Origin of the sequence: Corynebacterium hindlerae, assembly GCF_014117265.1 — a bacterium.
In the GTDB taxonomy this organism is placed as follows: Bacteria; Actinomycetota; Actinomycetes; order Mycobacteriales; family Mycobacteriaceae; genus Corynebacterium; species Corynebacterium hindlerae.
The window spans coordinates 2,194,234-2,219,922 of record NZ_CP059833.1; the positions used below are offsets into that span (position 1 = coordinate 2,194,234).

Annotated in this window: 26 protein-coding genes; 22 read left to right on the forward strand and 4 right to left on the reverse strand. The window is 59.0% G+C overall.

Annotation, left to right across the window (positions count from 1 at the left end; all coding sequences use genetic code 11):
* Window positions 1-299: 299 nt before the first annotated feature.
* The 15 genes from HW450_RS10660 to HW450_RS10730 all read left to right on the forward strand — a co-directional run bounded on the left by HW450_RS10660 (window position 300) and on the right by HW450_RS10730 (window position 15,486).
* Complete coding sequence (locus HW450_RS10660; protein WP_407926307.1) at window positions 300-3,002, forward strand: translation initiation factor IF-2 N-terminal domain-containing protein; 2,703 nt, start codon at window positions 300-302, stop codon at window positions 3,000-3,002.
* A gap of 159 nt (window positions 3,003-3,161) precedes the next feature.
* On the forward strand, window positions 3,162-3,467 hold the full coding sequence (gene rplU, locus HW450_RS10665) for a 50S ribosomal protein L21 (RefSeq protein ID WP_182385596.1): 306 nt from the start codon (window positions 3,162-3,164) through the stop codon (window positions 3,465-3,467).
* A 41-nt stretch (window positions 3,468-3,508) separates the two neighbouring features.
* A complete protein-coding gene (gene rpmA / locus HW450_RS10670; protein WP_182385597.1) occupies window positions 3,509-3,772 on the forward strand; it encodes a 50S ribosomal protein L27 in 264 nt (87 codons plus the stop codon).
* Window positions 3,773-4,006: 234 nt separating this feature from the next.
* Window positions 4,007-5,518 (forward strand): GTPase ObgE, encoded by a 1,512-nt coding sequence (obgE, locus tag HW450_RS10675; protein WP_182385598.1) that lies wholly within the window; start codon window positions 4,007-4,009, stop codon window positions 5,516-5,518.
* A gap of 116 nt (window positions 5,519-5,634) precedes the next feature.
* The gene (gene proB, locus HW450_RS10680; protein ID WP_407926308.1) at window positions 5,635-6,738 is read left to right on the forward strand and encodes a glutamate 5-kinase; all 1,104 of its coding nucleotides are present in this window, start codon (window positions 5,635-5,637) and stop codon (window positions 6,736-6,738) included.
* 10 nt (window positions 6,739-6,748) lie between these two features.
* The gene (locus tag HW450_RS10685) at window positions 6,749-7,642 is read left to right on the forward strand and encodes a D-isomer specific 2-hydroxyacid dehydrogenase family protein (RefSeq protein ID WP_182385600.1); all 894 of its coding nucleotides are present in this window, start codon (window positions 6,749-6,751) and stop codon (window positions 7,640-7,642) included.
* A 16-nt stretch (window positions 7,643-7,658) separates the two neighbouring features.
* Window positions 7,659-8,900 (forward strand): glutamate-5-semialdehyde dehydrogenase, encoded by a 1,242-nt coding sequence (locus HW450_RS10690; protein WP_182385601.1) that lies wholly within the window; start codon window positions 7,659-7,661, stop codon window positions 8,898-8,900.
* Window positions 8,897-9,502: a nicotinate-nucleotide adenylyltransferase gene (gene nadD, locus HW450_RS10695; RefSeq protein ID WP_182385602.1), complete on the forward strand. Its 606-nt coding sequence runs from the start codon at window positions 8,897-8,899 to the stop codon at window positions 9,500-9,502. Before HW450_RS10690 ends, nadD begins: the two co-directional genes overlap by 4 nt.
* 70 nt (window positions 9,503-9,572) lie before the next feature.
* Window positions 9,573-10,040 carry a ribosome silencing factor gene (gene rsfS / locus HW450_RS10700; protein ID WP_182385603.1) on the forward strand — a complete coding sequence of 156 codons (468 nt, stop codon included), beginning with the start codon at window positions 9,573-9,575 and terminating at the stop codon, window positions 10,038-10,040.
* The gene (locus HW450_RS10705) at window positions 10,037-10,747 is read left to right on the forward strand and encodes a histidine phosphatase family protein (protein WP_182385604.1); all 711 of its coding nucleotides are present in this window, start codon (window positions 10,037-10,039) and stop codon (window positions 10,745-10,747) included. The genes rsfS and HW450_RS10705 overlap by 4 nt, the downstream gene beginning before the upstream one ends.
* Window positions 10,748-11,554, forward strand: a complete 807-nt coding sequence (locus HW450_RS10710; RefSeq protein WP_182385605.1) for a DegV family protein — start codon at window positions 10,748-10,750, stop codon at window positions 11,552-11,554.
* 64 nt (window positions 11,555-11,618) lie between these two features.
* The gene (locus HW450_RS10715; protein ID WP_182385606.1) at window positions 11,619-12,248 is read left to right on the forward strand and encodes a ComEA family DNA-binding protein; all 630 of its coding nucleotides are present in this window, start codon (window positions 11,619-11,621) and stop codon (window positions 12,246-12,248) included.
* Window positions 12,245-13,825 carry a ComEC/Rec2 family competence protein gene (locus HW450_RS10720; protein ID WP_182385607.1) on the forward strand — a complete coding sequence of 527 codons (1,581 nt, stop codon included), beginning with the start codon at window positions 12,245-12,247 and terminating at the stop codon, window positions 13,823-13,825. The genes HW450_RS10715 and HW450_RS10720 overlap by 4 nt, the downstream gene beginning before the upstream one ends.
* 16 nt (window positions 13,826-13,841) lie before the next feature.
* Window positions 13,842-14,795, forward strand: coding sequence for a DNA polymerase III subunit delta (holA, locus tag HW450_RS10725; RefSeq protein WP_232843385.1), 954 nt, complete (start codon window positions 13,842-13,844; stop codon window positions 14,793-14,795).
* A gap of 43 nt (window positions 14,796-14,838) precedes the next feature.
* Entirely contained in the window at window positions 14,839-15,486 is a 648-nt protein-coding gene (locus HW450_RS10730) for a LysE family translocator (protein WP_182385609.1), read from the forward strand.
* Window positions 15,487-15,615: 129 nt separating this feature from the next.
* Here HW450_RS10730 and rpsT read toward each other — a convergent pair whose 3' ends face one another.
* On the reverse strand, window positions 15,616-15,879 hold the full coding sequence (gene rpsT, locus HW450_RS10735) for a 30S ribosomal protein S20 (RefSeq protein WP_182385610.1): 264 nt from the start codon (window positions 15,877-15,879) through the stop codon (window positions 15,616-15,618).
* A gap of 140 nt (window positions 15,880-16,019) precedes the next feature.
* Window positions 16,020-16,562 (reverse strand): type II toxin-antitoxin system PemK/MazF family toxin, encoded by a 543-nt coding sequence (locus HW450_RS10740; protein WP_182385611.1) that lies wholly within the window; start codon window positions 16,560-16,562, stop codon window positions 16,020-16,022.
* A gap of 511 nt (window positions 16,563-17,073) precedes the next feature.
* Between HW450_RS10740 and HW450_RS10745 the strand changes: the two genes are divergently transcribed.
* A complete protein-coding gene (locus HW450_RS10745; protein ID WP_182385612.1) occupies window positions 17,074-17,742 on the forward strand; it encodes a hypothetical protein in 669 nt (222 codons plus the stop codon).
* Window positions 17,743-18,112: 370 nt separating this feature from the next.
* The gene (lepA, locus tag HW450_RS10750) at window positions 18,113-19,960 is read left to right on the forward strand and encodes a translation elongation factor 4 (protein WP_182385613.1); all 1,848 of its coding nucleotides are present in this window, start codon (window positions 18,113-18,115) and stop codon (window positions 19,958-19,960) included.
* 74 nt (window positions 19,961-20,034) lie between these two features.
* On the opposite strand, the gene HW450_RS10755 is transcribed toward lepA, so the two are convergent.
* Window positions 20,035-20,487: a DUF6508 domain-containing protein gene (locus tag HW450_RS10755; RefSeq protein ID WP_182385614.1), complete on the reverse strand. Its 453-nt coding sequence runs from the start codon at window positions 20,485-20,487 to the stop codon at window positions 20,035-20,037.
* A gap of 278 nt (window positions 20,488-20,765) precedes the next feature.
* Here HW450_RS10755 and HW450_RS10760 point away from each other — a divergent pair, with 278 nt between their 5' ends.
* From HW450_RS10760 to HW450_RS10780, 5 genes are all read left to right on the forward strand, one after another.
* Complete coding sequence (locus HW450_RS10760) at window positions 20,766-21,359, forward strand: Type 1 glutamine amidotransferase-like domain-containing protein (RefSeq protein ID WP_182385615.1); 594 nt, start codon at window positions 20,766-20,768, stop codon at window positions 21,357-21,359.
* 152 nt (window positions 21,360-21,511) lie between these two features.
* Window positions 21,512-22,177, forward strand: a complete 666-nt coding sequence (locus HW450_RS10765) for a ZinT/AdcA family metal-binding protein (protein ID WP_182385616.1) — start codon at window positions 21,512-21,514, stop codon at window positions 22,175-22,177.
* A gap of 94 nt (window positions 22,178-22,271) precedes the next feature.
* A complete protein-coding gene (locus HW450_RS10770) occupies window positions 22,272-23,597 on the forward strand; it encodes a metal ABC transporter substrate-binding protein (protein ID WP_182385617.1) in 1,326 nt (441 codons plus the stop codon).
* Window positions 23,594-24,280 (forward strand): metal ABC transporter ATP-binding protein, encoded by a 687-nt coding sequence (locus tag HW450_RS10775; RefSeq protein ID WP_182385618.1) that lies wholly within the window; start codon window positions 23,594-23,596, stop codon window positions 24,278-24,280. The genes HW450_RS10770 and HW450_RS10775 overlap by 4 nt, the downstream gene beginning before the upstream one ends.
* Window positions 24,261-25,088: a metal ABC transporter permease gene (locus HW450_RS10780; protein WP_182385619.1), complete on the forward strand. Its 828-nt coding sequence runs from the start codon at window positions 24,261-24,263 to the stop codon at window positions 25,086-25,088. The genes HW450_RS10775 and HW450_RS10780 overlap by 20 nt, the downstream gene beginning before the upstream one ends.
* Before the next feature lie 8 nt (window positions 25,089-25,096).
* On the opposite strand, the gene HW450_RS10785 is transcribed toward HW450_RS10780, so the two are convergent.
* Window positions 25,097-25,639: a TetR/AcrR family transcriptional regulator gene (locus tag HW450_RS10785; protein ID WP_182385620.1), complete on the reverse strand. Its 543-nt coding sequence runs from the start codon at window positions 25,637-25,639 to the stop codon at window positions 25,097-25,099.
* Window positions 25,640-25,689: the final 50 nt, after the last annotated feature.

Below are 25,689 nucleotides of genomic sequence, written 5' to 3' on the forward strand. Positions count from 1 at the left end.
CGTCGAGCATTTCCCAGGGGCGGGATTAACTTTCATAGTCAAGCGCCGCCGTTAATGCAGGAGATCGGTTCGGTGTGTCACAATAGGAACCACGTACTCTAGTTCGCTCTCTATCCAGGGATTCGCTGAACGGATACGATTCAGGCTTTTCAATGTAAAACATGCGCGTGACCTGCGCGGCGGCGGACCTTATCTGGGTGCCAGCGCCCGGGAAGCGTGGCTTAAATTAAACATAGGAGTTGACCGTGGTAAACGGTGCTGCAGAAATTGATAGAACGCAATTAGGTGAGAAAACCCGGGTGCATGTGCTGGCTAAGGCGTTGGGAATTACGTCCAAGGAGCTGGTGGCCGAGCTGAGTGCAGTGGGGATTAAGAAGGTCGCACAATCGTCGCTGTCGCGCGCAGAAGCCGAGCAAGTGCTGGATGCACTGGCAGCCGCTAAGGAACCCCAAAAAGAGGATCCTAAAAAAGAGAAGCCGAAGCGTCGTGCCAAGCGGGTAGCGAAGAAGGGGCAGGACGATCCTGCAGATGACGCGTTGCGTCGTCGCGTGGAAAAGAACGTGGCTAATGAGATTAGCCAGATCGAGGAGAAGGTTGAGCGAGAGCTGGCCGCCCTCGAGGTGGAGCCTGAGGAGGAGCTGCTGGCTGATGTGGAGCCTGCGATCACCCCGGCTCCGGAGAATGTCTTTATCGCTCCGATTTTCAAGGCTCCTGAGCCCGTCGTTGAGGCTCAACCAATTGATGATGAAGAAGTAAGTGCACCGAAGCGTCGTGGACGTCGTGGCAAAGGCCGTGGCCGTGGTGCGGAGGAAACCCCAGCGGTTGTGGAGGAGGTCCCTGAGGAGCCGGTTGGTATCAAGGGGTCCACGCGTTTGGAGGCGCAGCGGCGTCGGCGGACGGAGCGTCGTGAAGAAGGCCGCAAGAAGCGCCACATCGTGTCCGAGGCGGAGTTCTTGGCACGGCGTGAGTCGGTTGAGCGCGTGATGGTGGTCCGTGAGAAGGAGCGCGAAGACGGCCTGGGGCGCGTCACACAGGTAGGTGTGTTGGAGGACTCCATGCTGGTGGAGCACTTCGTTACCTCCGAGACGCAGACCACCATGGTGGGCAACATCTACCTTGGTCGGGTGCAGAACGTGCTGCCGTCCATGGAGGCTGCCTTCATTGACATCGGTAAGGGGCGCAACGGTGTGCTCTACGCTGGCGAGGTTGATTGGCGCAGCGCGGGCCTAGGCGGGCGGTCCCGCAAGATTGAGCAGGCGCTGAAGTCGGGCGACCAGGTATTGGTGCAGGTCACCAAGGACCCGGTGGGGCATAAGGGGGCACGCTTAACGACGCAAATTTCCCTAGCGGGACGCTTCCTCGTCTACGTCCCTGGTGGCCGTTCCGCGGGTATCTCCCGTAAGCTGCCTGAGCCGGAGCGCAAGCGTCTGAAGGAAATCCTCAAGGAGATCATCCCTGGTGATGGTGGTGCAATCATCCGTACCGCCGCTGAGGGAGTCCACGAGCGGGAGATCAGCGCGGATGTGAACCGCCTGCACTCCTTGTGGGAGCAGATTCAGGACCGCACCAAGGAAGAGAAAGCTTCCCGGGGCGCTAAGCCAGTGACCATGTATGAAGAGCCAGACATGCTGGTCAAAGTGGTCCGCGACCTGTTCAACGAGGACTTTGACAAGCTTGTCGTTGACGGCGATCGCCCTTGGAACACGGTGCACGCCTACGTCAACTCCGTGGCTCCTGACCTGGCGGAACGGTTGGAAAAGTACGAATCCTACGACCACGGTGGCGTGGACGCCTTCGAGTTCTACCGCATCGATGAACAGATCCATAAGGCGCTGGCTCGCAAGGTCTGGTTGCCATCCGGTGGCACCCTGGTGATCGATCGCACCGAAGCGATGACTGTCATTGACGTCAACACCGGCAAGTTCACCGGCGCTGGTGGCAACTTGGAAGAAACCGTCACCAAAAACAACCTGGAAGCCGCCGAAGAAATCGTGCGTCAAATGCGCCTGCGTGACATGGGCGGCATGATCGTCATTGACTTCATTGACATGGTCCTTCCCGAAAACCAGGATCTGGTCCTTAGGCGCCTGACCGAAGCCCTGGGACGGGATCGTACTCGCCATCAGGTGTCCGAAGTGACCTCGCTGGGCCTGGTTCAGGTGACCCGAAAGAAGCTCGGTACGGGCCTGTTGGAGACCTTCTCCACCGAGTGTCAGTGCTGCCAAGGCCGAGGCATTATCCTGCACACCGACCCGATCGAGCAGGAAGAAGACCGTCCAATCTACGGCAAGGCTGCTGCGAAGGCCGCTGAGAAGCGCCGGGAGCACAAGCCACAAGAGCACCCAACTATCAAGGCGATGCTCAAGACCACGGAGGACAACGAGGAACAAGAATCTCCAAGTATCGAAGAGCTGGCAGCTGCTGTTGTGGCAGTAGAAGAGCCAGAAAAGCCAGCGAAGCGTCGCCGCGGCCGCCGCGGGAAGAACACTGCCAGCGAGAAAAACATTGCTGAGATTGAGCAGATCGCTTCCGAAGCCGTCGCGACCGCCGAAGACGCCGATCCGGAAGAGCCCTCCGGCAAGGATTTCCAGCCAGCGAAAACGTACGAGGAAGCACTCGAGGAATACAACGCCTCCCCGCGTCGTCGTCGCGCCACTCGAGGCAACTCCAAGTCAGATGTGCCTCCACGTAAAGCTGACTTCGAGAAGCCGGAACCTGAGAAAGAAGTTGCTGAGACAACCGAAGTGACGGAAATTGCGCCGCCACGCCGGGGCCGACGTCGCGCCGTGAAGAAACTCGCCACCCCAGATCAGCCTCAGGAAGAGGTGAATGAGAAGAAGGGCGTCGATAAGCCTGCTGCGTCCGCCCCGCGCCGGGGCCGACGTCGCGCCGTGAAGAAACTCTCGGAGGCGCAGAACCCAGCGCAGCCGGAACCTCAAAAGTCGCAAGAGCCACAACAATCACGTGGAAAGCGACGTGCGGTACGGCGTAACCGGGGCTAGCGAGCACGCGGTTTGTATTTTTAGGCGTTTACCGGGTAGTCTTTGACAGTCGCTGTTTACAGGCTGATAACGCTGCTGTAAACGCAAAGAAAATCATTTGTCCAATCGGGTGCTCCGCAAGCGCCCGAGCCGAGTTCTAGATAAAGGGGTAGCCCTCCTATGTATGCGATCGTCAAGACCGGCGGCAAGCAGTACAAGGTTGCCGAAGGTGACCTCGTCAAGGTCGAGAAGATCGAGGGTGAGCCAGGTTCGTCCGTGGCTCTCACCCCGGTTCTGCTCGTCGATGGCGCAACTGTTACCACCGATGCTGAAAAGCTTTCCAAGGTCAGCGTTTCCGCTGAGATCGTCGAGCACACCAAGGGCCCGAAGATCAAGATTCTGAAGTACAAGAACAAGACCGGTTACAAGACGCGTCAGGGCCACCGTCAGCCACTGACCGTCGTCAAGGTAACTGGGATCAAGTAAGCCGGCAGGCTTTCTAGCTTTCCTGAAGGAGGGAAAACCAAATGGCACATAAGAAGGGTGCATCCTCGACCTCTAACGGTCGCGATTCCGAGGCAAAGCGCCTTGGCGTAAAGCGCTTCGGTGGTCAGCAGGTCAAGGCCGGCGAGATCCTCATCCGTCAGCGCGGAACCAAGTTCCACCCAGGCGAGAACGTTGGCCGTGGCGGCGACGACTCCCTGTTCGCTCTCAAGGCTGGCGCTGTCCAGTTCTCCACCAAGCGCAACCGTCGCATGGTGAACATCGTCCCAGCCGAGGCTGAGGCGTAACATACAGCTGTAACGCGCAAACCCGCACCATCCAGGAAACTGGGGTGCGGGTTTCGTTTTCCAGCAGGTGAGGGCGCAGATTTAGCGTACGGATGGGACGTTTCAGGCCTGGAAAATCCCATCGGTACGCTAAATTTCCGCAGGCCCTATATGATTAACCGAATCCCTCCGGCACCTAGAATGGTGCATACTGGGCGTCGATAAGCGCCTGCATTTTAACCAGAAGGAAGTTCCATGAACCGTTTCGTTGACCGCGTGGTCCTCCATTTGATGGCCGGTGACGGCGGAAATGGTTGTGCGTCGATTCACCGTGAAAAATTCAAGCCTCTCGGCGGTCCGGACGGTGGCAATGGCGGACACGGCGGAGACATCATCTTGGAAGCTAGCCCGCAGGTCCACACGCTGCTGGATTTGCACTACCGTCCGCATATCAAGGCGCAGCGTGGCGCAAACGGTGCGGGTGATCACCGCAATGGTGCTCGGGGCGAAGATCTTGTTTTGGAAGTTCCGGCCGGCACAGTAGTAATGAACGACAAGGGTGAGGTCATGGCAGACCTCACTGCCCACGGTATGCGCTACATCGCTGCGGAAGGCGGGCACGGTGGCTTGGGTAACGCATCGTTGGCGAGCCGCGCCCGCAAAGCCCCTGGTTTCGCGTTGAAGGGCGAGCCAGGTGAGCAACACGACGTCATCCTGGAGCTGAAATCCATGGCTGACGTCGGCTTGCTGGGGTTTCCGTCCGCAGGTAAATCATCGCTGATCTCTGTGCTGTCGGCGGCTAAGCCGAAGATCGGTGACTACCCATTTACGACGCTGCAGCCAAATCTAGGTGTAGTGGAAGTGGGGCATGAAACGTTCACCATCGCGGACGTTCCCGGCCTTATTCCGGGCGCCAGCGAGGGCAAGGGCTTGGGGCTCGATTTCCTCCGCCACATTGAACGCACCGCCGTGCTCGCGCACATCGTTGACACCGCGACGATGGATCCGGGCCGCGATCCGATCTCCGACATTGAGGCCTTGGAGAACGAACTTGCCCTGTATGAGTCCGCGCTGTCCCACGACGTGGGGCTTGGGGATCTGAAAGACCGGCCGCGCATCGTGGTGCTGAACAAGACTGACGTCCCTGAGGCACTGGAGCTCGCCGAATTCCTCAAGGAAGACATCGAGGAAAAGTTCGGCTGGCCAGTGTTCATTATTTCCGCTGCAGCGCACCAGGGGCTTGAGCCACTGAAATACAAGCTGCTTGAGATCGTGCAACAGCATCGCAAAGCAAACCCGAAGGCCAAGGCAGAGGTGCGCACGATCATCCGCCCGCAGGCCGTGGATGCCGTTTCCAACAAACAAGGGTTCGTTGTGGAAAAGGACCCCGAGTTCGAAGGTGCCTTCATCGTGCGCGGCACCAAGCCAGAGCGGTGGATCCGCCAAACCGACTTCGAGAACGACGAAGCCATCGGTTACCTTGCCGACCGCCTCGCCCGCGCCGGTGTGGAAGAAGCCCTGTTCAAGGCAGGTGCCGTGGAGGGTGCACAGGTCACCATCGGCGATGTCACCTTCGAGTGGGAACCGATGACGGCAGCGGGCGCCGATTCCCTCATGACCGGCCGTGGCACCGACATCCGCCTGGAGCGCACAACCCGCGCCTCCGCTGCGGAGCGTAAGCGTGCGTCCCAGGCCCGCCGTGGCCTCATCGACGAATTCGACTATGGCGATGGGGAAGTGGCCGACCGGGATCGTTGGCAGGGTTAAACTAATTCCTTATGTACGAACAGTCCTTGCCGGTCGGTCCTTATCGCGACAATGTCTCCGCCGAATTCCCAATCGTGGAATCGGTGGCGGGCCCGGCCTTTGGACATGAATCTGAGCTGCGGAAACGGATCGCCACCGCCCGCAAAGTTGTGGTGAAGATCGGGTCGTCGTCGTTGACTGGCCCGGATTTCACGGTGGATGTAGCGAAGATCGACCGGATCGTGGATGCGTTGCAGGCCCGGATGTCCCGTAACTCGGACATCATCGTGGTCAGCTCCGGCGCGATCGCTGCGGGCATGGGACCGTTGGGGCTGGTGCAGCGCCCCACTGATCTGGCGACCCGGCAGGCCGCCGCGGCTGTCGGCCAGGTGTACTTGGCCCACCAGTGGGGACTCAGCTTCGCCCGGTACGGGCGCTCCATCGGTCAGGTGCTGCTCACGGCAGCGGACGCAGGTCAGCGTGACCGGGCCCGCAATGCACAGAACACCATTGATCGGCTGCGCCAGCTGCGTAGCGTCCCCATTATCAATGAAAATGACACCGTGGCAACGACCGAAGCCCGCTTCGGTGACAATGACCGTCTCTCCGCTATCGTCGCGAACCTGGTCCGAGCTGACGCCCTGGTGCTGCTCAGCGACGTCGACGGCCTGTATGACAAGAACCCTGTGGACCCCACCGCCCGTTTCATCTCTGAGGTCCGTGATGGCAACGACCTCAAGGGCGTCATCGCCGGATCGGGTGGCGTTGTGGGGACCGGAGGCATGGCCACCAAGGTATCAGCTGCGCGACTGGCGTCACGTGGCGGCATTCCGGTGCTGCTCACCAGCGCCGAAAACATTGGTCCGGCGCTGGATAAGGCTGATGTGGGTACGGTGTTCCACCCGAAGGAAAACAGCCTGAATGCCTGGAAATTCTGGGCGCTCTACGCTGCGGACACTGCGGGCACCTTGAAGCTGGATGCGGGCGCGGTGCGAGCGGTCACCTCCGGTGGCACGTCTTTGCTGGCGGTGGGCATCACAGAGATCGAGGGCGATTTCCACTCGGGTGAGATCGTGGACATCATCGGTCCCGAAGGCGAAATTATCGGCCGCGGTGAAGTCGCATATGATTCCCGCACCCTAAAACCGATGTTGGGCAAACATTCGCATGAGCTGCCGGAAGGCATGCATCGGCCGGTGGTACACGCGGATTACCTGTCCAACTACGCCACCCGCGCGTAGGGTGGGGGCCATGAAATTTGCGATTACTCCAATGCCATGGCCCAACCTCATTGACCTACTGAACGAGCACGGTTTTACCCAAACCGAATTGGAAGATGCCGACTTCCTGGTGTTCAACGGTTCCCCGAAGCAGTTCCCCCAGCTGCCGGACAACATTAAATGGGTGCAGTTGTGCCTGGCTGGGATCGACGGATTCGAAAAAGCCGGGGTGGTTGATCCAGCGAAGCGCTGGGCCAGTGCTCGCGGCGTGTTCGGGCGAACCGTCGCGGAGTCGGCAGTGGCGTTGCTCCTGGCGCAGCTGCACGCGCATAAGAAGGTCTCTTCGTGGGAGGACCGGCCCGAGCTGGAGGAGACCACCGGGTGGTTGCACGACAAGACCGTGGCGATCATTGGGGCAGGTGGCATTGGTCGCGACCTGATCCCGATGCTTAAAGGTTTTGGCTGCCACATTATCGCGGTGAACAATTCTGGTCGCCCGGTGGAAGGGGCAGATGAAACGGTAGCTGGTGCGGATGGTGTGTGGCCGCGCGCCGATTACTTCATTCTCGCAGCTCCGCTGACAGATGCGACATACCGCATGGTGAACGCGGACACGTTGGCGCAGATGCCGGCGCACGCCGTGGTGGTCAACGTGGGGCGCGGTCCGTTGGTGGATACGGAGGCGCTCACCGCCGCGCTTGCCGACGGCCAGATCGCTGGCGCCGCGTTAGACGTCACCGATCCAGAACCCCTGCCCGCTGACCACCCGCTGTGGGGCATGCCCAATGTTGTGATCACCCCACACGTGGCCAACACCTCGGAGCGGATTCAGACGCTGATGGCACCGGCGACGCTGGCTAATGCAAAGGCCTTCGCAGCGGGGGAGGATATGCCCACGGAATTGATCCCTGGTCGCGGATACTGAGATAAACTGTTCCACCATGACGGAACGCGAAGAAGTCTTGGCAAAGGCCCGCGCTGCGAAAGCTATCACCGGTCAGGTGGCACAGCTGACCTCGGGACAAAAGAATGAGATCCTGCTGGCGGCTGCTGATCGGTTGGTGGCGCGCACCGCTGACATCCTTGCCGCAAATGAGCAGGATATCGCTGCGGGGCGCGAGGCCGGGCTAGCGGATTCTTTGATTGATCGCCTGGCGCTTTCTGAGGAGCGCATCGCCGGTATCGCAGGGGGCTTGCGTCAGGTGGCGGGGCTCACCGATCCGGTAGGCGAGGTACTGCGCGGCAGTGTGATGCCGAATGGAATCCAGATGAAGCAGGTTCGGGTGCCACTGGGCGTGATGGGCATGGTGTACGAGGCCCGCCCGAATGTCACGGTGGATGCCTTTGGACTTGCGCTGAAGTCCGGCAATGTGGCGCTGCTGCGTGGGTCGAAGTCTGCACGGAACTCCAATGCATGCTTGGTGGAGATTCTGCAGTCCGTGCTGGTGGAGCATGGGGTGCCAGCGGAAGCAGTGCAGTTGCTGCCATGTGAGACCCACGAGAGCGTCCAGGACCTGATTACCGCCCGCGGTTTGGTGGACGTGGTGATCCCGCGCGGAGGTGCGGGTCTGATTAACGCCGTGATCTTGGGCGCGACCGTGCCGACGATTGAAACCGGCACTGGTAACTGCCACGTTTACATTGACCGCGACGCGGATCCTGAGCAGGCGGTGTCGATCCTGCTGAATTCCAAGACCCGCCGGGTGAGCGTGTGCAACGCTGCGGAAACCGTGCTCCTTGACTCCGCGTTGCCTGACCCAGCCGTGTTCATCACAGCTCTGCAAGAGGCCGGGGTGCGGGTGCATGGAGACGTCGACAAGCTAGGCGCGGATGTGCCTGCAACGGAGGAGGACTTTGCGGAGGAGTACCTCTCCATGGACATCGCAGCCGCGCTTGTCGACGGCGTAGACGGCGCAATCGCGCACATCGCCGAATACTCGTCTGGCCACACCGAAGCGATCGTGACCAACAACATCGTGAGCGCGCAACGGTTTGCTGATGCCGTCGATTCCGCTGCCGTCATGATCAACGCTTCCACCGCATTCACCGACGGTGAACAGTACGGCATGGGCGCAGAAATCGGGATTTCTACCCAGAAACTTCACGCGCGGGGCCCGATGGCGCTGCCGGAGCTGACCACCACCAAGTGGATCCTGCAGGGAACGGGGCAGACCCGGCCATGACCGAGCAACCGTTTAAACGCATCGGGATCATGGGCGGCACCTTTGATCCGATCCACAACGGGCACCTCGTGGCCGGCTCGGAAGTCGCCTCCCGATACGGGCTTGACCTGGTCATTTACGTGCCAACAGGGCAGCCGTGGCAGAAAGCGGACCGGAAGGTTTCCAGCGCCGAGGACCGCTACCTGATGACGGTGATTGCTACGGCGTCGAATCCGTCGTTTAGGGTGTCCCGCGTCGATATTGAGCGCGGTGGGCCAACCTACACCATCGATACCCTCAATGACCTGCAGGAACTCTACCCGGATGCGGAGCTGTACTTCATCACCGGTGCCGATGCGCTCGCCCAGATTGTCACGTGGCGGGATTGGCCGAAAATGTTCGAGCTCGCCCACTTCGTTGGGGTGACTCGACCGGGCTACGAACTCACCTCCGACATTGACCCGGCGATCCACAAAGGCAGGGTGTCCTTGTTGGAAATTCCTGCGATGGCTATCTCCTCCACCGATTGCCGAGCTAGGGCCGCAGCGGGTCGCCCGGTATGGTACTTGGTCCCAGATGGCGTGGTGCAGTTCATTAACAAAATGGGCCTGTATCGGTCTTGAGCGGTCTCAACTGGCTTTAACCCCGGGGGGCGTGGAAAACTAGAGGGCAAACTACTACCAAAGGACTTTCGTGACTGCTTCTCAAGAATCGATTCGACTCGCCTCCATCGCTGCGCTGGCTGCAGATGACAAGCTGGCGGAGGAAATTGCCGTCATTGACGTTTCTGACGTGCTGACCATCACTGACGTGTTCGTGATTGCCTCGGCAAGCAACGAACGCCAGGTCAACGCGATCGTGGAAGAGATTGAGGATAAGCTCACCGAGAATAAGGTGGAGCCGATTCGCCGTGAGGGCACGCGTGAAGGACGTTGGGCGCTGCTCGATTACGGCGAGTTCGTCATTCACATTTTCCGCACCCAGGAGCGCGAATACTACGGCCTGGACCGGTTGTGGCGCGACTGCCCACTGATTGACGTCGAAGGCATCGACACCCTGGAGCGCCCCAAGGCGTGGGAGACCGAGGTCAACGAGCGTGAAGTGTCCTCTATCGATGAGATCCCACTGGCAGAGAACGAGCCGGACGAGGACGAGCTGTGACTCGTCAGCTCATCCTGATGCGCCACGGGGAGACGTTGTATAACGCCACCCGGCGGATGCAGGGCCAGATGGACACCGAGCTTTCTGAGGTCGGTATCAAGCAGGCAGAACTCGCCGCTGACTATCTGGAAAACATGACGATCGGCCGGATAATCTCCAGCGACCTGTCCCGCGCCCATGAGACCGCGAAGGCGGTAGCGCGCCGGGTGGGTGGTGACGTGGTCGTCGATAAGCGCCTGCGTGAAACTCACCTTGGTCGCTGGCAGGGCATGAACCACGAGGAAGTGGATGAGCTGTTTCCTGGGGCGCGGGCGCTGTGGCGTCACGACGCCAGCTGGGCACCGCCTGGGGGAGAGTCGCGACTGGAGGTGGCGCAGCGGGCGCGCGCGGTTATCGACGAGCTGATGGCCGGTTACTCCGAGTGGGACGACGCCACGGTCCTCGTCGTCGCCCATGGGGGCACGATCGCGGCCCTGACCTCTGCTCTTTTGGAATTGAGCCACGAACAGTACCCGATCTTCTCCGGTTTAAAGAACACGTGCTGGGCACAGCTCACGGCTCGCCCACGCTACTATCCGGGCAGCCTGGACGCTGATGGTGAGGGGGATCCGGTGATTCCGCAAGCCCGGTTTACTTCGGACAATGTGTCCGATGCGCAGTGGTACTTGGACGGGTGGAACATGTCCGCCCCAAAGCGAGGCATGTAGATGCCAGTACGGGTTGTCACCGATTCGTCTGTGGGGTTGCCGCAGGACATTGCGGAGGATTTGGAAATCACGGTGCTGCCGTTGCACGTGATGAGCCGTGGCGGTTCCACTTCGACCGCTGGGCTTACCGCGCTGGAACTGACGGCGGCCTATGCGCGACAGCTGGAGCGTGGCAAGGATGATGGGGTGCTGGCCCTGCATCTGTCGAAAGAACTGTCTTCTACCTGGACAAACGCAGTGACCGCTGCGGGGGTGTTCGACGGTAACGTCCACATCGTGGACACTAACTCCGCGGGGATGGCAATTGGGGCTGCTGCCATGTCGGCCGCACGGCTAGCGAAGCAGGGCGAGGATCTGGAGACCTGCTATGAAGCTGCCGTGGATACCTTGGAACGTTCGGAGCTGTATCTGTATTTGCACCGGGTGGATGAGCTGCGGAAGTCGGGCCGTTTGTCACCTGCGATTGCGCTGATGTCCTCGGCGCTCGCGACCCGCCCGATCATGATGCTGCGCGAGGGCAAGCTTGAGCTGGCGGCTAAGACCCGCACGCAGACCAAAGCCTTTATCAAGTTGGTGGAGATGATCGCGGAGAAGGCGCAGGGCAAACCGGTGTTCATCGCGATCCAGCAGACGGAGGCTCGGGAAGCGGCCCGTGCGTTGCAAAAGACGATGCAGGCGGTGCTGCATGAAGACACGTCCTACATGATGGCTGACCTGGATGAAGCGATCGGGACCCACGTCGGTCCGGGCGCCTTGGCGGTGACCGTGGTCTATTCGGAGACCCCGGAGAATTCCACAGCCCACTAGTTGTCCACAGGTTGGTAGCGCTTGCGAGCCCGAGTCACGTGGGCTCTGAGCTATCTTCAGCGGCATGGATCTCGCCAGTCGCCTCACAGACCTCACCCGCCCGACCGGGGAAGAGGACCTTCTCGCCGTCAAATACCCGAAACCCCGATTGTCCATCGACCCCAAGCATGGGCTGTGGGTCGCCGTCAGCTGCGTGGTAGCACTCGTTGGATGGCTACTGCTTCGCGACGCCCCCACCACCGATTACACCTACACCGCGGCGGTCACTAGTTCACCGCCCGCCCCGTCTACCGTGGTGGTGAGCGTGGTAGGGGAGGTAGCCCGCCCTGGGTTGGTCACTCTCGCTCCCGATGCCCGCGTGGACGCAGCACTGCAAGTAGCGGGCCTCCTGCCTAGCGCAGATCTGGTTGCGCTGAACTTGGCCGAGAAGGTGGTTGATGGGAAACAGATCGTAGTCCCTGCTATCGGTGCCGCGCCCCCGGTCACAGCGGGGACGGAACTCGGCAAAATCAGCCTGAACTCGGCCACCGCCGCAGACCTGGAACAACTCGATGGAGTAGGGGCGAAAACCGCGGCGGCGATCATCAAACACCGAGATCAGATCGGCGGGTTCACCTCGGTAGAGCAGCTGCAAGACGTGAAGGGAATTGGGCCCGCTAAGTACGCCGCGATTGCGCCGGATGTGACGTTGTGAAGGAGCTCCGCCTCCTGCCCGCAGCTGTCATCACCTGGCTCGTGGTGGGCCTGACGGTGGTGACTAGGTCGCCGTGGTTAGGGGCGGGGCTGGCGGTCCTCGCTGCGCTCAGCGCAGTGAAGTGGCGTGGGCAGGGGCTGGTGGTCGGGGCACTGGGGATGGCGGGACTTGTCACCTCATGGCTCCGCGTGCAGTCCGCTCCGGATTCTTACCCGGCACAGCTCGTAGCCCGTGTCACCAGCACTCCAACCACGACGCGGAGCGGGGGATGGATGGTGCGCCTGGATACCGGCAGGGCCATCGTCACCGGTTTTAGCAGGGACGAACCACCACCGACTGGCAGCACTGTGCAGGCAGATGTGGTGGCCCGGCCTACGGACCATCCTGAAGTCTCCCCGGTGCTGCTCACCATCAACCGCATGCACACTCTCCGCGAGGCAGACGGCATCACGGCATGGGCAACAAGCCTGAAGCAGTGGTATCGCACCCAATGCGCGCACTATCTGGGGCCCAGCACCGAAGGACTGATCCCCGGCATGGTGCTCGGCGATACGACCGGCCAAACGCAGGCCGAGAAGGACATGTTTATCAGCACGGGCCTGAGTCACCTCACGGCGGTTTCTGGATCGAATATCACCATCATCACTGTCGCCGCGGTGCTGGTGGCTAAAACGCTCACGTTGGGGCCACGGGTGCAGGTGGGGTGTGCGGCGTTGACATTGGCAGTATTCGTCACTGTTGTAGGCCCGGAGCCTTCGGTGCTGCGGGCCTGTGTCATGGGAATCGTGGGGCTCCTGGCTGTCATTGGCTCCGCCCAGGTGGAGCCAGCTCATGGGCTTGCGCTCGCCGTCATCGCGCTCCTGCTCGTCGATTCGAACCTAGCCACCAGTTTCGGGTTCGCCCTGTCGGTTGCTGCTACCGCCGGATTGGTGGCGCTGTCCCCGCTGATCTATCGGGCTTTGGTGCGGGGCAGGTGGGCGTCGAGAAGCCCTGATGTGCTGCTGCGTGCGCTGGCCGTCGCCATCGCTGCTGACCTGGTGACCATGCCGATCGTCGCGCTGATGTCCGGGCGGGTGCTGATCGCCAGCGTCCTGGCGAACGTGCTGGTCGTCGCGGCCGTCGCTCCCGTGACCATCATCGGTCTGCTCGCCGTCGCCGTCCCACCCTTACTGAAACTCGCGGAACCCTTCGCTTGGTGGATCGCCTTCGTCGCACGCCTGCTTGCCGACGCCCCACAGCTCACCATCCCCGCCCCCTGGGCATTACTACTAGCCGGGTGGCTCGTTTGGCTCATCCACATCCGCAAAGCCCACTGGCTGCTCCTCGGCGCGCTGTTACTCATCCCACGCCCCGGACCAGCCCCCGTTCCCCTTGACCACGTTGTTCAGCTAGACACCATCCCGAAGGACTACGTCGCCCCGCCCGGCGTGCAGGCCGTGGTCGTCCACGATCACGGACCGCCTTCGAAGCGGCCACACCGAACTAAAGAAGGCATCCCCATCCTGTACCCCAATCGCGACGGGCCCGTCCGTGTGTACCAAGATGGCAGCCAACGCGCCGAGCGTGGCCATTTCTAGCTACCATGAACAGGTGATCAATCCCGTGCACCTCATCCTTGGCGAAGAAGACTTCCTGGCCGAACGCCTCCAGAAAAGCATCCTGGACAAGCTGCGCGTGGAACTTCCCGCCGGGGAACAACTCCAGGTCACCTACACTCGCACCGGGCAGCTCACGCCCTACGAACTCGTGGACATGTTCAGCCCGTCCCTGTTCTCTGATACCCGCGCGCTCGTGTTCACCGACGCCGCCGAATCGGGCAAAGAACCCATGGATCTGCTGATCGATGCCTGCCGCAACGTCGCGCCCGGAATCACCGTCATCATCCGCCACACCGGAAAGGGCCGCACCAAATCCGCGGTGGACAAACTGAAAAAACTGGCGCAGGTCCATGAAGCAAACAAACTAAACGCGCGGGAACGCCAGGGGTTTGTCACCAACGAATTCCGTAACCTCGGCGTCCGTCCTACACCAGACGTGGTGCACGCGCTGCTCGAAGGCGTTGGATCAGACCTACGAGAACTAGCCTCCGCGGTATCCCAACTTGTGGCGGACACAAACGCACACGTTACCGTCGAAGATGTTCGCAAATACTACGAAGGTGTCGCCGAAGTCAGTGGCTTCGATATCGCTGACCTCGCCGTCTCCGGCCAAACCTCCCGTGCCGTCGCCTCGACGCGCCGGGCGCTACAGCTCGGCGTGCCACCTGTGCTCATCGCCGCGGCACTATCGAACTCGGTCATCGCAGTGGCCCGATCCTACGCCATCAGGGGACGAACAAACGACTACGAACTCGCCCGTACCCTCGGTGTCCCACCGTTTAAAGTGAAATCGATCCTGCAAGTGGCCCGCCGCTGGAACGGCGATGCCGTGTCCGATGCTGTGATCCTCATGGCGGACCTGGACGCCCGCACCAAAGGCCAAGGTGGGGACATCGACTTTGCGGTAGAAAGTGCGGTCCGCCAAATTTCGGAGCTCGCGAACCGCTAGTTACACTAGACGTCATGTGTTTTAACCCGAGTACACCAACCGCATGACCCTTTCACACCTAGGCACCATCATCGCCTTGAACATCGCCGGGATGTTTACACCCGGCCCCGACTTTTTCCTCCTCCTCCGCCTGGCAGCCAGATCCCGCCGGCACGCGCTAGCCGCAGTAGGTGGTATTGCCGTTGGCATCCTCCTGTGGGTCACCCTCACAGTCCTCGGCACGGCGGCGCTGTTCGTCGCGAACCCATCCATCCTGGGGTGGATCCAACTCCTCGGTGGCCTATGGCTGCTTTACATGGGGTTCTCCATGGCCCGCTCCGGTTGGCAACAGCGAGTAAACAAAGTCACCCTCAGCGAAATCCCCGTCGACCACATCCTCGGATCAATCTGGCACAACTTCCGACTAGGCCTGATCACCAACCTGTCTAACCCCAAGGCAGTGCTGTTTTTCGCCTCCATCATGTCGCCGTTCATGCCAGCCCACCCCAGTGTCACTACCTCGCTGGAAATCATTGCAGCCATTGTATTGTGCACTATTATCGGCTTCAGCCTGCTGGTATTCGTCGTGTCGGCAGGAGTGGTGCGGCGTCGCCTCGTGGCCGCCGGCCCATGGATCGACCTGTTCGCAGGGATCTTCTTCTTCGCCGTCGGCTGCTGGATGGTCATCGAAGGCAGTACGGCGTTGCTCTAGAAACACTAAAGCCCGGTCCCTCTCGTTAAGTTCGAGGGGCCGGGCGTTAGAGATGGTGTGCAGGATTTGGTAAAGCAAACTGACGTTTTCTAGCGAAAAGGTGCTGTTTGCATTACCAAATTCAGCAAACTAGTCCATCTTGTTCAGAGCCAGTGCCATGGAAGACTTCTTGTTGGCCGCGTTGTTGCGGTGGAAGACGCCCTTGGTCACAGCCTTGTCCAGGGAGCGGGAAGCTACGCGGAGCTGGGTCTCTGCTGCAGCCTTGTCGCCAGCCTCAACAGCTGCACGGAACTTGCGGATCTCGGTGCGAACTGCGGAGCGGATTGCCTGGTTGCGCTGACGAGCCTTTTCGTTCGTCTTGATGCGCTTCATCTGAGACTTGATGTTTGCCATTTTTACCTCTTTATGGTCGTGGTTTGCCACTAAAAACCCGACGTGCAAGCGGACCCAAGGTCCTGACCGCCTGATTGATCACGCGGGTGAAAAGTGAATAACGGGCAAAACTCTACCAGCCACGTTGTGTGTGGAACAAATCAGCCCCAACCATAGTCACTGCGTAGCTTGTTGGCGATGCGCTCGAACCGACGCCGTGGCACGATTGCTCCCTCCCGGCGGATCGCCAGCTCCGGCACTTCTATCACCTTATCGAGGCACAACCAGCACGGTGCACCGCTCGAATCCCAGCTCCCTGACCCGATGTCCAGCCAGCCTTCCTCATCTTTATGATCGGTGTTTGGGGAAATGGGCAGGCCAAGAATGGTTTCCATTCCATGGCCCACCACCAAAATGGCACGGTCACGCGCTTCTACGCCATCACCAGCGAGGCGAATCCACACGACCTCGCCAGGTTCGGCGTGGCCGTCCATGTCGGGGGCGTAATAGATGTTGCGGACCATGCTCGCGGTGGGGTGGATGTCGCAGACTGCTTCGACGCGTTCAGCTGTCCCGCCGTCTGCCTCTTGCCGAAGTCCTAAGCGGTTACCGATTCGGGCAAGGCCGGCGTCGAGACGCGCACGCCTTGCTTCACGACGCCGTCGGGCGAAACTAGTAAGCCTGCGGAGGAAACCCGTGATCATAATCCACCACCTTACCTTCTATAAGCAAGGTTTTTCTTGGTATCTCTTTCCGCGCGTGCAGGGGCGGTCGGGACGCTGTGGATAAGCATTGTGCTTTGTGACGATGCTGATGTTGGATTGGTGATAGTTGCACGTCACGGAATTGAAGATTTTGAACCAACAGGGATCATCGAGTTTTCAACATCGTCAAATCGGGCTGCGATCATGCAATGATCCACAGAACGGTGACTTGACCGTAGCGGAATACCTTGGAAACTTCTAGCGTGAAACCATGTCCATATGGGGGAATGGAATTGAAGTACACGACATTCGAAAAGTTCCTGGCTCAGACCGGGAATTCTTTAAAAAGCGATGGGTTCAGGTCCACGGAGCTTTCCGGGTACTCGAATCGGACTGGGTGGAGCTAACCGAAGCGGCACGCCAGAGAATCCGCATCAAAGCGGTAGGTCTGCATGCTGGCACGGCTATGATCGTGGGGAAAGCCGCAGGTGAGCTGTGGCGGTTGTGAATTTTGGATACCCGCTACCCGATCGAGCTGAGCTATCCGAAGAACCGCGCCGTGCCGCCCAAACACCAGTGGAAACCAGGAGTGAAGTACCGCCGGATGCATGTACCGCGCGAAGACTGGCTCGAATGGAAAGGAATCCGTCTCACCACACTCGAGCGAACGGTAATAGATATCTGCCGATTTGAATCATTCGCACAGGGATTAGCGGCAGTTGAGTCGTACCTGAAGAAAGGGAACTGTGCTAAAGCTCTGTATTCAACCTGGTCCCAGATTGGAAACCTGCACGGTAAAAAGAAGTTTCTAAAAGTGATGAAATGGGCAGGCGATACTTCCGAGTCAGCCGGCGAAAGCCTAGCTAAAGCGCTCATGATTGAAGCCGGCATCGACATGTCAAAGGTGCAACAAAACCCTGAAGTCGTCGTCAACGGGAAAACTTATCGTGTCGATTTCCTCTACGACTCATGGCTCACCATCGAAATCAACGGTGAAGAGAAGTACCAAGGCAAATACGGAGACCCCATCACCATCATGCGGAACGAGCGTCGTCGCGAAGAAGACTTCCTGAACGACGGGTATTCAAGAATCAGCACAAACTGGGCGGACATGCACTCCGGGAAATTCATACATCTTCTGAAGAAGCGGATTGCTGAGCGCCGGGGTACTCCGAAATGACGATAGTGAATTGACGATGACTCCTGGATGTCGATTGTTTTCAACTACGTCACCTGCGATCATCGTCAGTTCAGTATCGTCAAGCCCCAGTTCCGGGTCAGGAAACCCGTCATGGCCCTGCGATCATCGTCAAACCTCAAGTCCGGGAGGGGTCACACCGAAATGACGATGGTGAGTTGACGATGACTCCTGGATGTCGATTGTTTTCAACTACGTCACCTGCGATCATCGTCAGTTCAGTATTGTCAAACCCCACATACCCCGCTCAGGCCTACGAAACCCCGCAGAACTCACCCCACCAAACCCGAATTTTCCCTGCACAGCTGTCTGGTAATGTGTCAAAGCGTTATAGAGGAAAGGGCCCCAAAATATGCCGAAGAACTTTGCAGAGACTACGTTTACGGATCCTCAGCAGATCCGTAACTTCTGCATCATTGCGCACATTGACCATGGTAAGTCGACGCTTGCGGACCGGATTTTGCAGCTCACGGGCGTGATTGATCAGCGTGACATGCGTGATCAGTACCTGGACAACATGGATATTGAGCGTGAGCGCGGTATTACGATTAAGGCGCAGAATGTGCGTTTGCCGTGGGTTCCGAGGTCTGGCAAGCATGAGGGTGAAGAGATTGTTATGCACCTGATTGATACGCCGGGGCACGTGGACTTTACTTATGAGGTTTCGCGTGCGCTTGAGGCGTGTGAGGGTGCGATTCTGCTGGTTGATGCAGCTCAGGGTATCGAAGCTCAGACTCTGGCGAACCTTTATCTGGCCATGGAGAACGATCTGGAGATCATCCCGGTCCTCAATAAGATCGACCTGCCTGCTGCCGATCCGGAGAAGTATTCGCTGGAGATCGCGAACATTATTGGTTGTGAGCCCGAGGATGTCTTGAGGGTGTCTGGTAAGACGGGTGAGGGGGTGGAAGCGCTCTTGGACAAGGTCTGCGAGCTTGTGCCGCCGCCAACGAGTGAGCTCGGTGCGGACGCCCCTGCGCGCGCGATGATTTTCGACTCCGTCTACGACACCTACCGCGGCGTGGTCACCTACATTCGTATGATCGATGGCAAGCTCGAGCCGCGCCAGAAGATCAAGATGATGTCCACCGGCGCGACCCACGAGCTGCTGGAAATCGGCATCGTGTCCCCAACGCCGAAGAAGTGCGCGGGACTTGGCCCTGGCGAGGTCGGTTACCTCATTACGGGCGTGAAGGACGTCCGCCAGTCCAAGGTGGGCGATACCGTCACGTGGGCGTCCGGCGGGGCGGAGGAGCCGTTGAAGGGTTACGCGGACCCTAAGCCGATGGTGTATTCCGGTCTCTTCCCGATCACGCAGGCGCAGTACCCGGACCTTCGCGACGCGCTCGAGAAGCTGCAGCTTAACGACGCCGCCCTGACCTGGGAGCCAGAAACCTCCGTGGCACTGGGCTTTGGGTTCCGCCTCGGCTTCCTGGGCCTGCTGCACATGGAGATCACCCGCGATCGCCTGCAACGGGAGTTTGACCTGGATCTGATTTCGACTGCGCCGTCGGTAAGCTACCGCGTTGTGGCGGAGGACGGCACCGAGATGATGGTGCACAACCCGAGCGACTGGCCTGGTGGCAAGCTGCGTGAGGTGTGGGAGCCGATCGTGAAGACGACCATCATCGTGCCGAGCGAGTTCGTGGGCACGACGATGGAGCTGTGCCAGCAAAAGCGTGGCCAGATGGGTGGCATGGATTACCTGTCGGAGGATCGTGTGGAGCTGCGCTACACCATGCCACTGGGCGAGATCATCTTCGACTTCTTCGACATGCTCAAGTCCCGAACCCGCGGTTATGCTTCCTTGAACTATGAGGAGGCCGGCGAGCAGCAGTCGGACTTGGTCAAGGTGGATATTTTGTTGCAGGGTGACCCTGTCGACGCGTTCTCCGCGATCGTTCACAAGGACAATGCGCAGTGGTACGGCAACAAGATGACTGTGAAGCTCAAGGAGCTCATTCCGCGACAGCAGTTCGAGGTTCCTGTTCAGGCCGCGATTGGCACGAAGGTTATTGCGCGTGAGAACATCCGCGCGCTGCGCAAGGACGTCCTGGCCAAGTGTTACGGTGGCGACGTCTCTCGTAAGCGCAAGCTGCTGGAGAAGCAGAAGGAAGGCAAGAAGCGCATGAAGAACATCGGCTCTGTCTCCGTGCCGCAGGAAGCGTTCGTCGCGGCGCTATCCACGGACGAGGGTTAAGCACGCTTACCGACGGCCGGTTGCCGGGAATCCTGTGGCCGGCCGCTTAGGTGGCGACTTTTGTCCCTAAACTCTCATTCCTGGTACCAGCCGGGGGTAAGAGTGTCTCGAATCTTCGTGGGGTGGGGATGATGTGCCAACCATTCCTCAGCTAGCTCAATGGTGCGCTGCGCGATTAAGGTGCAGCCCAGTTCTGTTGCTTGTCCGATATGGCCGTCGCAAAATCTTTCGCCACGCCACAAGTGCAAGATCCAATCGGTTAGCTCATTGAGGTTCGCTTGGGCAATGGATTCATGGTTATTGAGGTCTAGTTCCAGGTAATGTTCCCATTCCCCTCCCATGAAGTCGCAGAGAAGGGAATGGCTGGCGAAGATTCCGTTCCATATCCAGGGTTCGTATTGGGGGTATCCCATGGCGATTACCCCATCGTCCATACGTGTGGCTGAATGCCAATTTGTCTTGTAAGCGTGGTCCGTTAGGTTATCGCGCAAAATACGAACCAATTCCAAAAGTTCTTCAAAATTCATGGCTTCACCATATGGCGAGTGGGAGACACGACACTTTCCGAGTAGAACACATGTTCTATTGAAGGGGGTCTTTTGGGTCCGGGAGTGCATCAAGTGTGCCGACGATGCCCAAAGGTGAGCAAGGGCTTGGGAAGATCGCATCCATCACACAATGTTTGGGGAAGGTCAGGTAGAAAACAGCTCTCATGAAGAAAATAAAGGAGATAGATCTCGAATTACTTGACTTGGGAAATCCCGGGGAACGCGGAGTCAAGTGATCTTCCGGTACCCTCGGCGCCATGATGCTCATCCTCACTTCGTTTCTGCACCCAAGGCTCCCTGAGTTTGTGTCTGGCAAGGTTGCCTACATTGGCGACGCTGCCCGTAGTTACGGTGATGCGCCGTGGGTCCTTACTGAGCGCAATACGCTGGTGGAACAGGGCTTCGACGTGATAGATCTTCCGGCGGAAACCACACCACTTGAGGATTTCGAGCGGATTCTTTCTGGGGTTGATGCGGTGTATGTGGCGGGCGGGGAGACCTGTGATCTGCTGTACGTTCTTCGTAGTACGGGGGCCTTTGATGTGCTCAAGGCCAAGGTGGAAGGTGGGCTCACGTATATCGGCACGAGTGCTGGATCGGTGGTAGCTGGTCCATCGATCGAGCCGATTTTTCCTATGGACTCGCCGGATAAGGCTCCCGAGCTTAAGGACTATACGGGGCTGGGATTGACGCAGCTGTGCGTCGTTCCGCATGCTTCTGGCACTGTTCCGGCATATCCGGTGTCGCTGGTGGCGGAGATTGTTGCGAAGTATGGCGAAAAGTATCCGCTGCAGCTGCTTCGCGACGGCCAGGCGCTCGTCATCGAGGACGGGGTCGTGACCCTCATTTAGATTTTTCTCACAGCCATTTGACAACTTTCATCAACAGTGGCAAGGTGCAAGTTAGTACAGGCTAACCTATATAAATTGGTTTGTCTGTACTTATCAAACCCCAATTGAACGTGTAGTTCTGCGGGGTAAAGCACACCAAGAAAGATTGAAAAATGAAAAGCATTGCAGGCTTGAAGCTTCCAATTTTGGCCCTCGTGGGCTCCTTGGCTCTGGTTGGCTGCTCCTCTTCCGAGGACTCCAGCACTGCGCCGTCGACAAGCAGCGCGGTGGCTACCTCCATGGCCCCAACTGAGACGAAGAGCCCCTCCACCCACAAGGCCAGCCTCGCCGACTGGGAAGGCAAGTACGCAAGCCTGGCAGCATTCCTGGACGATGCCTCCTACGACGCCGAATTTGAAGCAGCAGCCAAGGAACATGGAGTAGACGTCACCCAGACCAAAGCACAGTTGAAGGAACGCTACGGCGTCCCATTCGGCGCGCTCGCCATCGACGGCGACACCGTCACCTTTGTCAAGGACGGTGCCACCCTGGACAACCCAACCGAAACCCCCATCAAGTACGCCTTCGACGAGGGTTTCGAGCAAGACTACAAGGGACATCAGCTCAAATGGTCCGTATTCAAGGCCGAATCCGATGCTGAATACAAGTACATCTTCCTCATGCCAATGCACGGTGAAGAATCCCTCCAGCACTTCCACGCCCGCTTCGGCAATGACAAAGAAGCGATGAAGCAGGAAGAGAAGTTCCCAACCTTCGTCGATCCAAAGGTGGCAACCAAGGAGCAGATCGTGGACGAACTCATGGAACACGCGCACTAGAAATCGCCAAACGCATCTGACATGAACTGCCACGCGAAGGTGTCTCTTTCCGTGGCAGTTTGGTGTTTCACCCCTACTGAGGAAGTATCACCCCATGCACGTGATCACAAAGCTACCCAAAGCGCTGATCGCGGCACTGCTCATCCCCGCAGTGCTCCTGGTGGCCTGCGGGTCACCCACCCCAACCAGCAAAGAACGTGCCATCATCTACGGCTCCTTCTTCCCCATCTACAGCCTTGTACGTGAAATCGCCGGCCCTGATGCCGACGTCCGCTCCTTCATGCCACACAACCAGGACCCGCACCTGTGGGAACCGTCTCCCAAAGACATTCGCGCCCTATCGCAAGCAGACCTGCTCGTGGTCAACGGCGCCAACATGGAGCCCTGGCTACCGCAGGTAGAAGAAGCCTTACCGACGCTACCAATCCTGAACCTCTCGGAATATGTAGAACTGATCAACTACAAAGGCGCCGCAGCACTCGGGGAATTTCAATACATCGGGCGCATACACATACCGGCCGGTACCGACGTCACCATGATGTTCGGCCACACCCACGAGCGGGAACTGCGGGCGGCATTTTTTAAAGACCCGGGAAACCTATCCACCAACGACCTCGTCCAACGCGGCCGCGACGTCATGAACGCTGAAGGCCAACCACTAGCCCAGCGCGAACACACCGAGGTGGTCGATTCTGCCGTGCATGCCATCAAAATGGGTCACGAAAGTGGCGACGTTACTTTCTCCTTCCCGGAAGGAGGGGACTGGATCTTTGTGTCCGACCGCGAATCGGAAGAAATCCTGCCCTACTGGTTCGCGGATAACAGTGGCGCCACCATCGCTACTGAACCCGTGATCGAAGGTGGCTCCGCCAAAACAGAACACAGTATCTTCGATCCCCACTCGTGGCTGTCCCTCGTCAACGCCAAACGGTACGCCAACGCGATTGGCGGCCAGCTCAAGCAGCTGCTGCCTGAACATGAGGCTGAGCTGGATAAACGGACGCGGAAGCTCGTCGCTAAGCTCACACAACTGCAAGCCCAATTCAAAGATAAGCTCAAGCAGGCTCAGCACAGAGAGTTCCTGACAAGCCACAATGCCTTTGCGTACGTGGCGCGCGACTATGAGCTGACCCAGCACCCGCTGCAGGGGCTGACCACCCATGAAGCTCCGAAGCTCCGGGTGCTGACCGAAGCTATTCGGGTGGCCCGGAGAAGCGGAATCAACGTCGTGTTCTACGAGTTAGGCAGCGATCCGAAAACCGCCCAAGTGATAGCGGACGAGATTGGTGGCGTAGCACTACCACTGTGCTCAATGGAATACGGACCAATCGATTCTGACCACGAAACATACACAGACATCGTGCAGTTCAACCTAGAGAACTTGGCTACTGCACTGGCCGTAGAAAGTACACCCCAGTGAAAGAAATAATCAACGTTCAAGACTTAAGTTTCGCGTTCGGGAAAGTAACAGTTCTACAGGGCATCAACCTGCGCGTTGCGCCCGGTGAAATCGTGTGTATTACCGGCGAAAATGGTTGCGGTAAGTCCACGCTGTTGCGCCTGCTCACAGGGGCGTACCGTCCGGCGTCGGGAAGCTGCCTGCTTTTCGACGCCCCGGCCTCCAGCGGCACCCACTTCCACCGCATCGGCTACGTTCCTCAAACCACGGCGATGGAAAAGATTTCCTTCCCCATCACCTCCCGGGAACTCGTGGTGCAGGGCCTGAGTCGTGATTTTGGACTGGTGAAGATACCGATGAAGCGTCACTACGCTCTTGCAGAAGAATTCCTGGCACAGATGGGCCTGGACACCTATGCTCGCGTGCCGTTTTCCGAACTTTCCGGAGGACTGCAACAGCGGGTACTGATCACCCGTGCACTCATCCACGAACCGGACGTGCTGTTCCTGGATGAGCCAACAAGTGGAGTTGACGTCGATAGTCGGTCGCGGTTCTTCCAGACGCTGCGCCAGCTGCACAAACAGCGCAACCTGGCGATCGTGATCGTCACACACAACATCGGGGAGATTACCAAGAACCTTCCCGTCAACCACATCTTTTCCATCGAACGGGGGACGCTGATCAATGCTGCAGCTACTAATTGAATTTGAATTTGTGCGTCGCACCATGCTCGTTGCGCTGATGCTCTCGATCGCAATTCCCATGCTGGGCATCGTGATGGTGAGCAGGAGGACCTCGATGATGGCCGATGCCCTGTCACATACCTCCTTGGCGGGTGTTGCGCTGGGCTTGATCGCAGGTTTTTCGCCGGTGGTCGGGGCGGTCGTCGTGGCGGTGCTCGGCGCGTTCTTGATCGAACTGCTGAGGCGACGCTTTCCGCAATACGGCGATATGGCCACCGCGGTCACCCTCAGCGCAGGCCTCGGCATGGCCGTGATCTTGGCAGATTTGGCGCCAACCGGACGGAGCTTTGAATCCTATCTGTTCGGCAGCATCACGGCCGTAACCGCAGGTGATGTGGCTGCTACGGCGCTCGCATTCGCCTTGGTAGTGGTAGCTAGCGTGCTTAGCTACGGCAGCCTGATGGACATGGTGGTCGATGCGCAGCTCGCCCGAATCTCTGGCCATCGCGTTGCCCTGGTGAACGCCACCTTTACCGGGCTAGCTGCTATCACGGTAGCACTGGCCGCCAAGGTGATTGGTGCGTTGTTGGTGGTGTCGCTGATGGTGCTGCCAGTAGCTGCAGCGCTGGTCGTGGCTAGGAGCTATAAGGCGGCGTTCCTGCTCACGCTTGTACTCGGCGTGGCGTACACGATGCTCGGGATGGTCTTTTCCTATCGGTTCGATGTTCGTCCGGGCGGTTCGATCGTGGTCACCGCGGTCATCGGATTGATCTTGCTGGTGGTGTACCGTGCCATCGTGAAGTCCGGTGGGGAACGCCAGGCAGCCTAAGAAGCGAGCTAACTGTCGGCGCTGTCTCCGGCACCTAGCAGCGCGCTGATGGAACTGAGATTCGTGGCGAGGTCGGGCATCCGCGCCGTGCTGCATTCGCCGTCGATGAGTGAATTGTGGTACAGGCCATCCCCGATCAATAGGAGTGCTTGAGCTGCGGCGACCGATCCGGTTTGTTTGGTAAGCAACTCTAAAATGGTGCGCTGTCCATTGCGCTGCAATTCTACGATGCGTGCAGTGTGTGGCCCCGATAGCTTTGTGGCGGCAATGAGAGTGCGGGCGTAAGCATCGTCAATGATTGATGAGGTGCGGATGTAGTACGCGGCCACGCCACCGGGGGCTTGCTGCATGAGGGAAATGTCTTCATTCATGCGCGCTTCTAGCCGGTTTGTCAGCCCGGTGATCAGCGCTGTTTTTGACGGGAAGTGGTAGAGCAGGCCACCTTTGGAAACACCGGCCTTCTGGGCTACCGCGTCCAGGGTGGCGGAATTTTCCCCTTGGGAGATGAGGATGTCTTCGAACGCGTCAAGTAGCTTTTCTTTGGCTGACATTCCACTATTATAACGCCTTGCCACTGTACCGTCTGGACGGTACAGTTTGC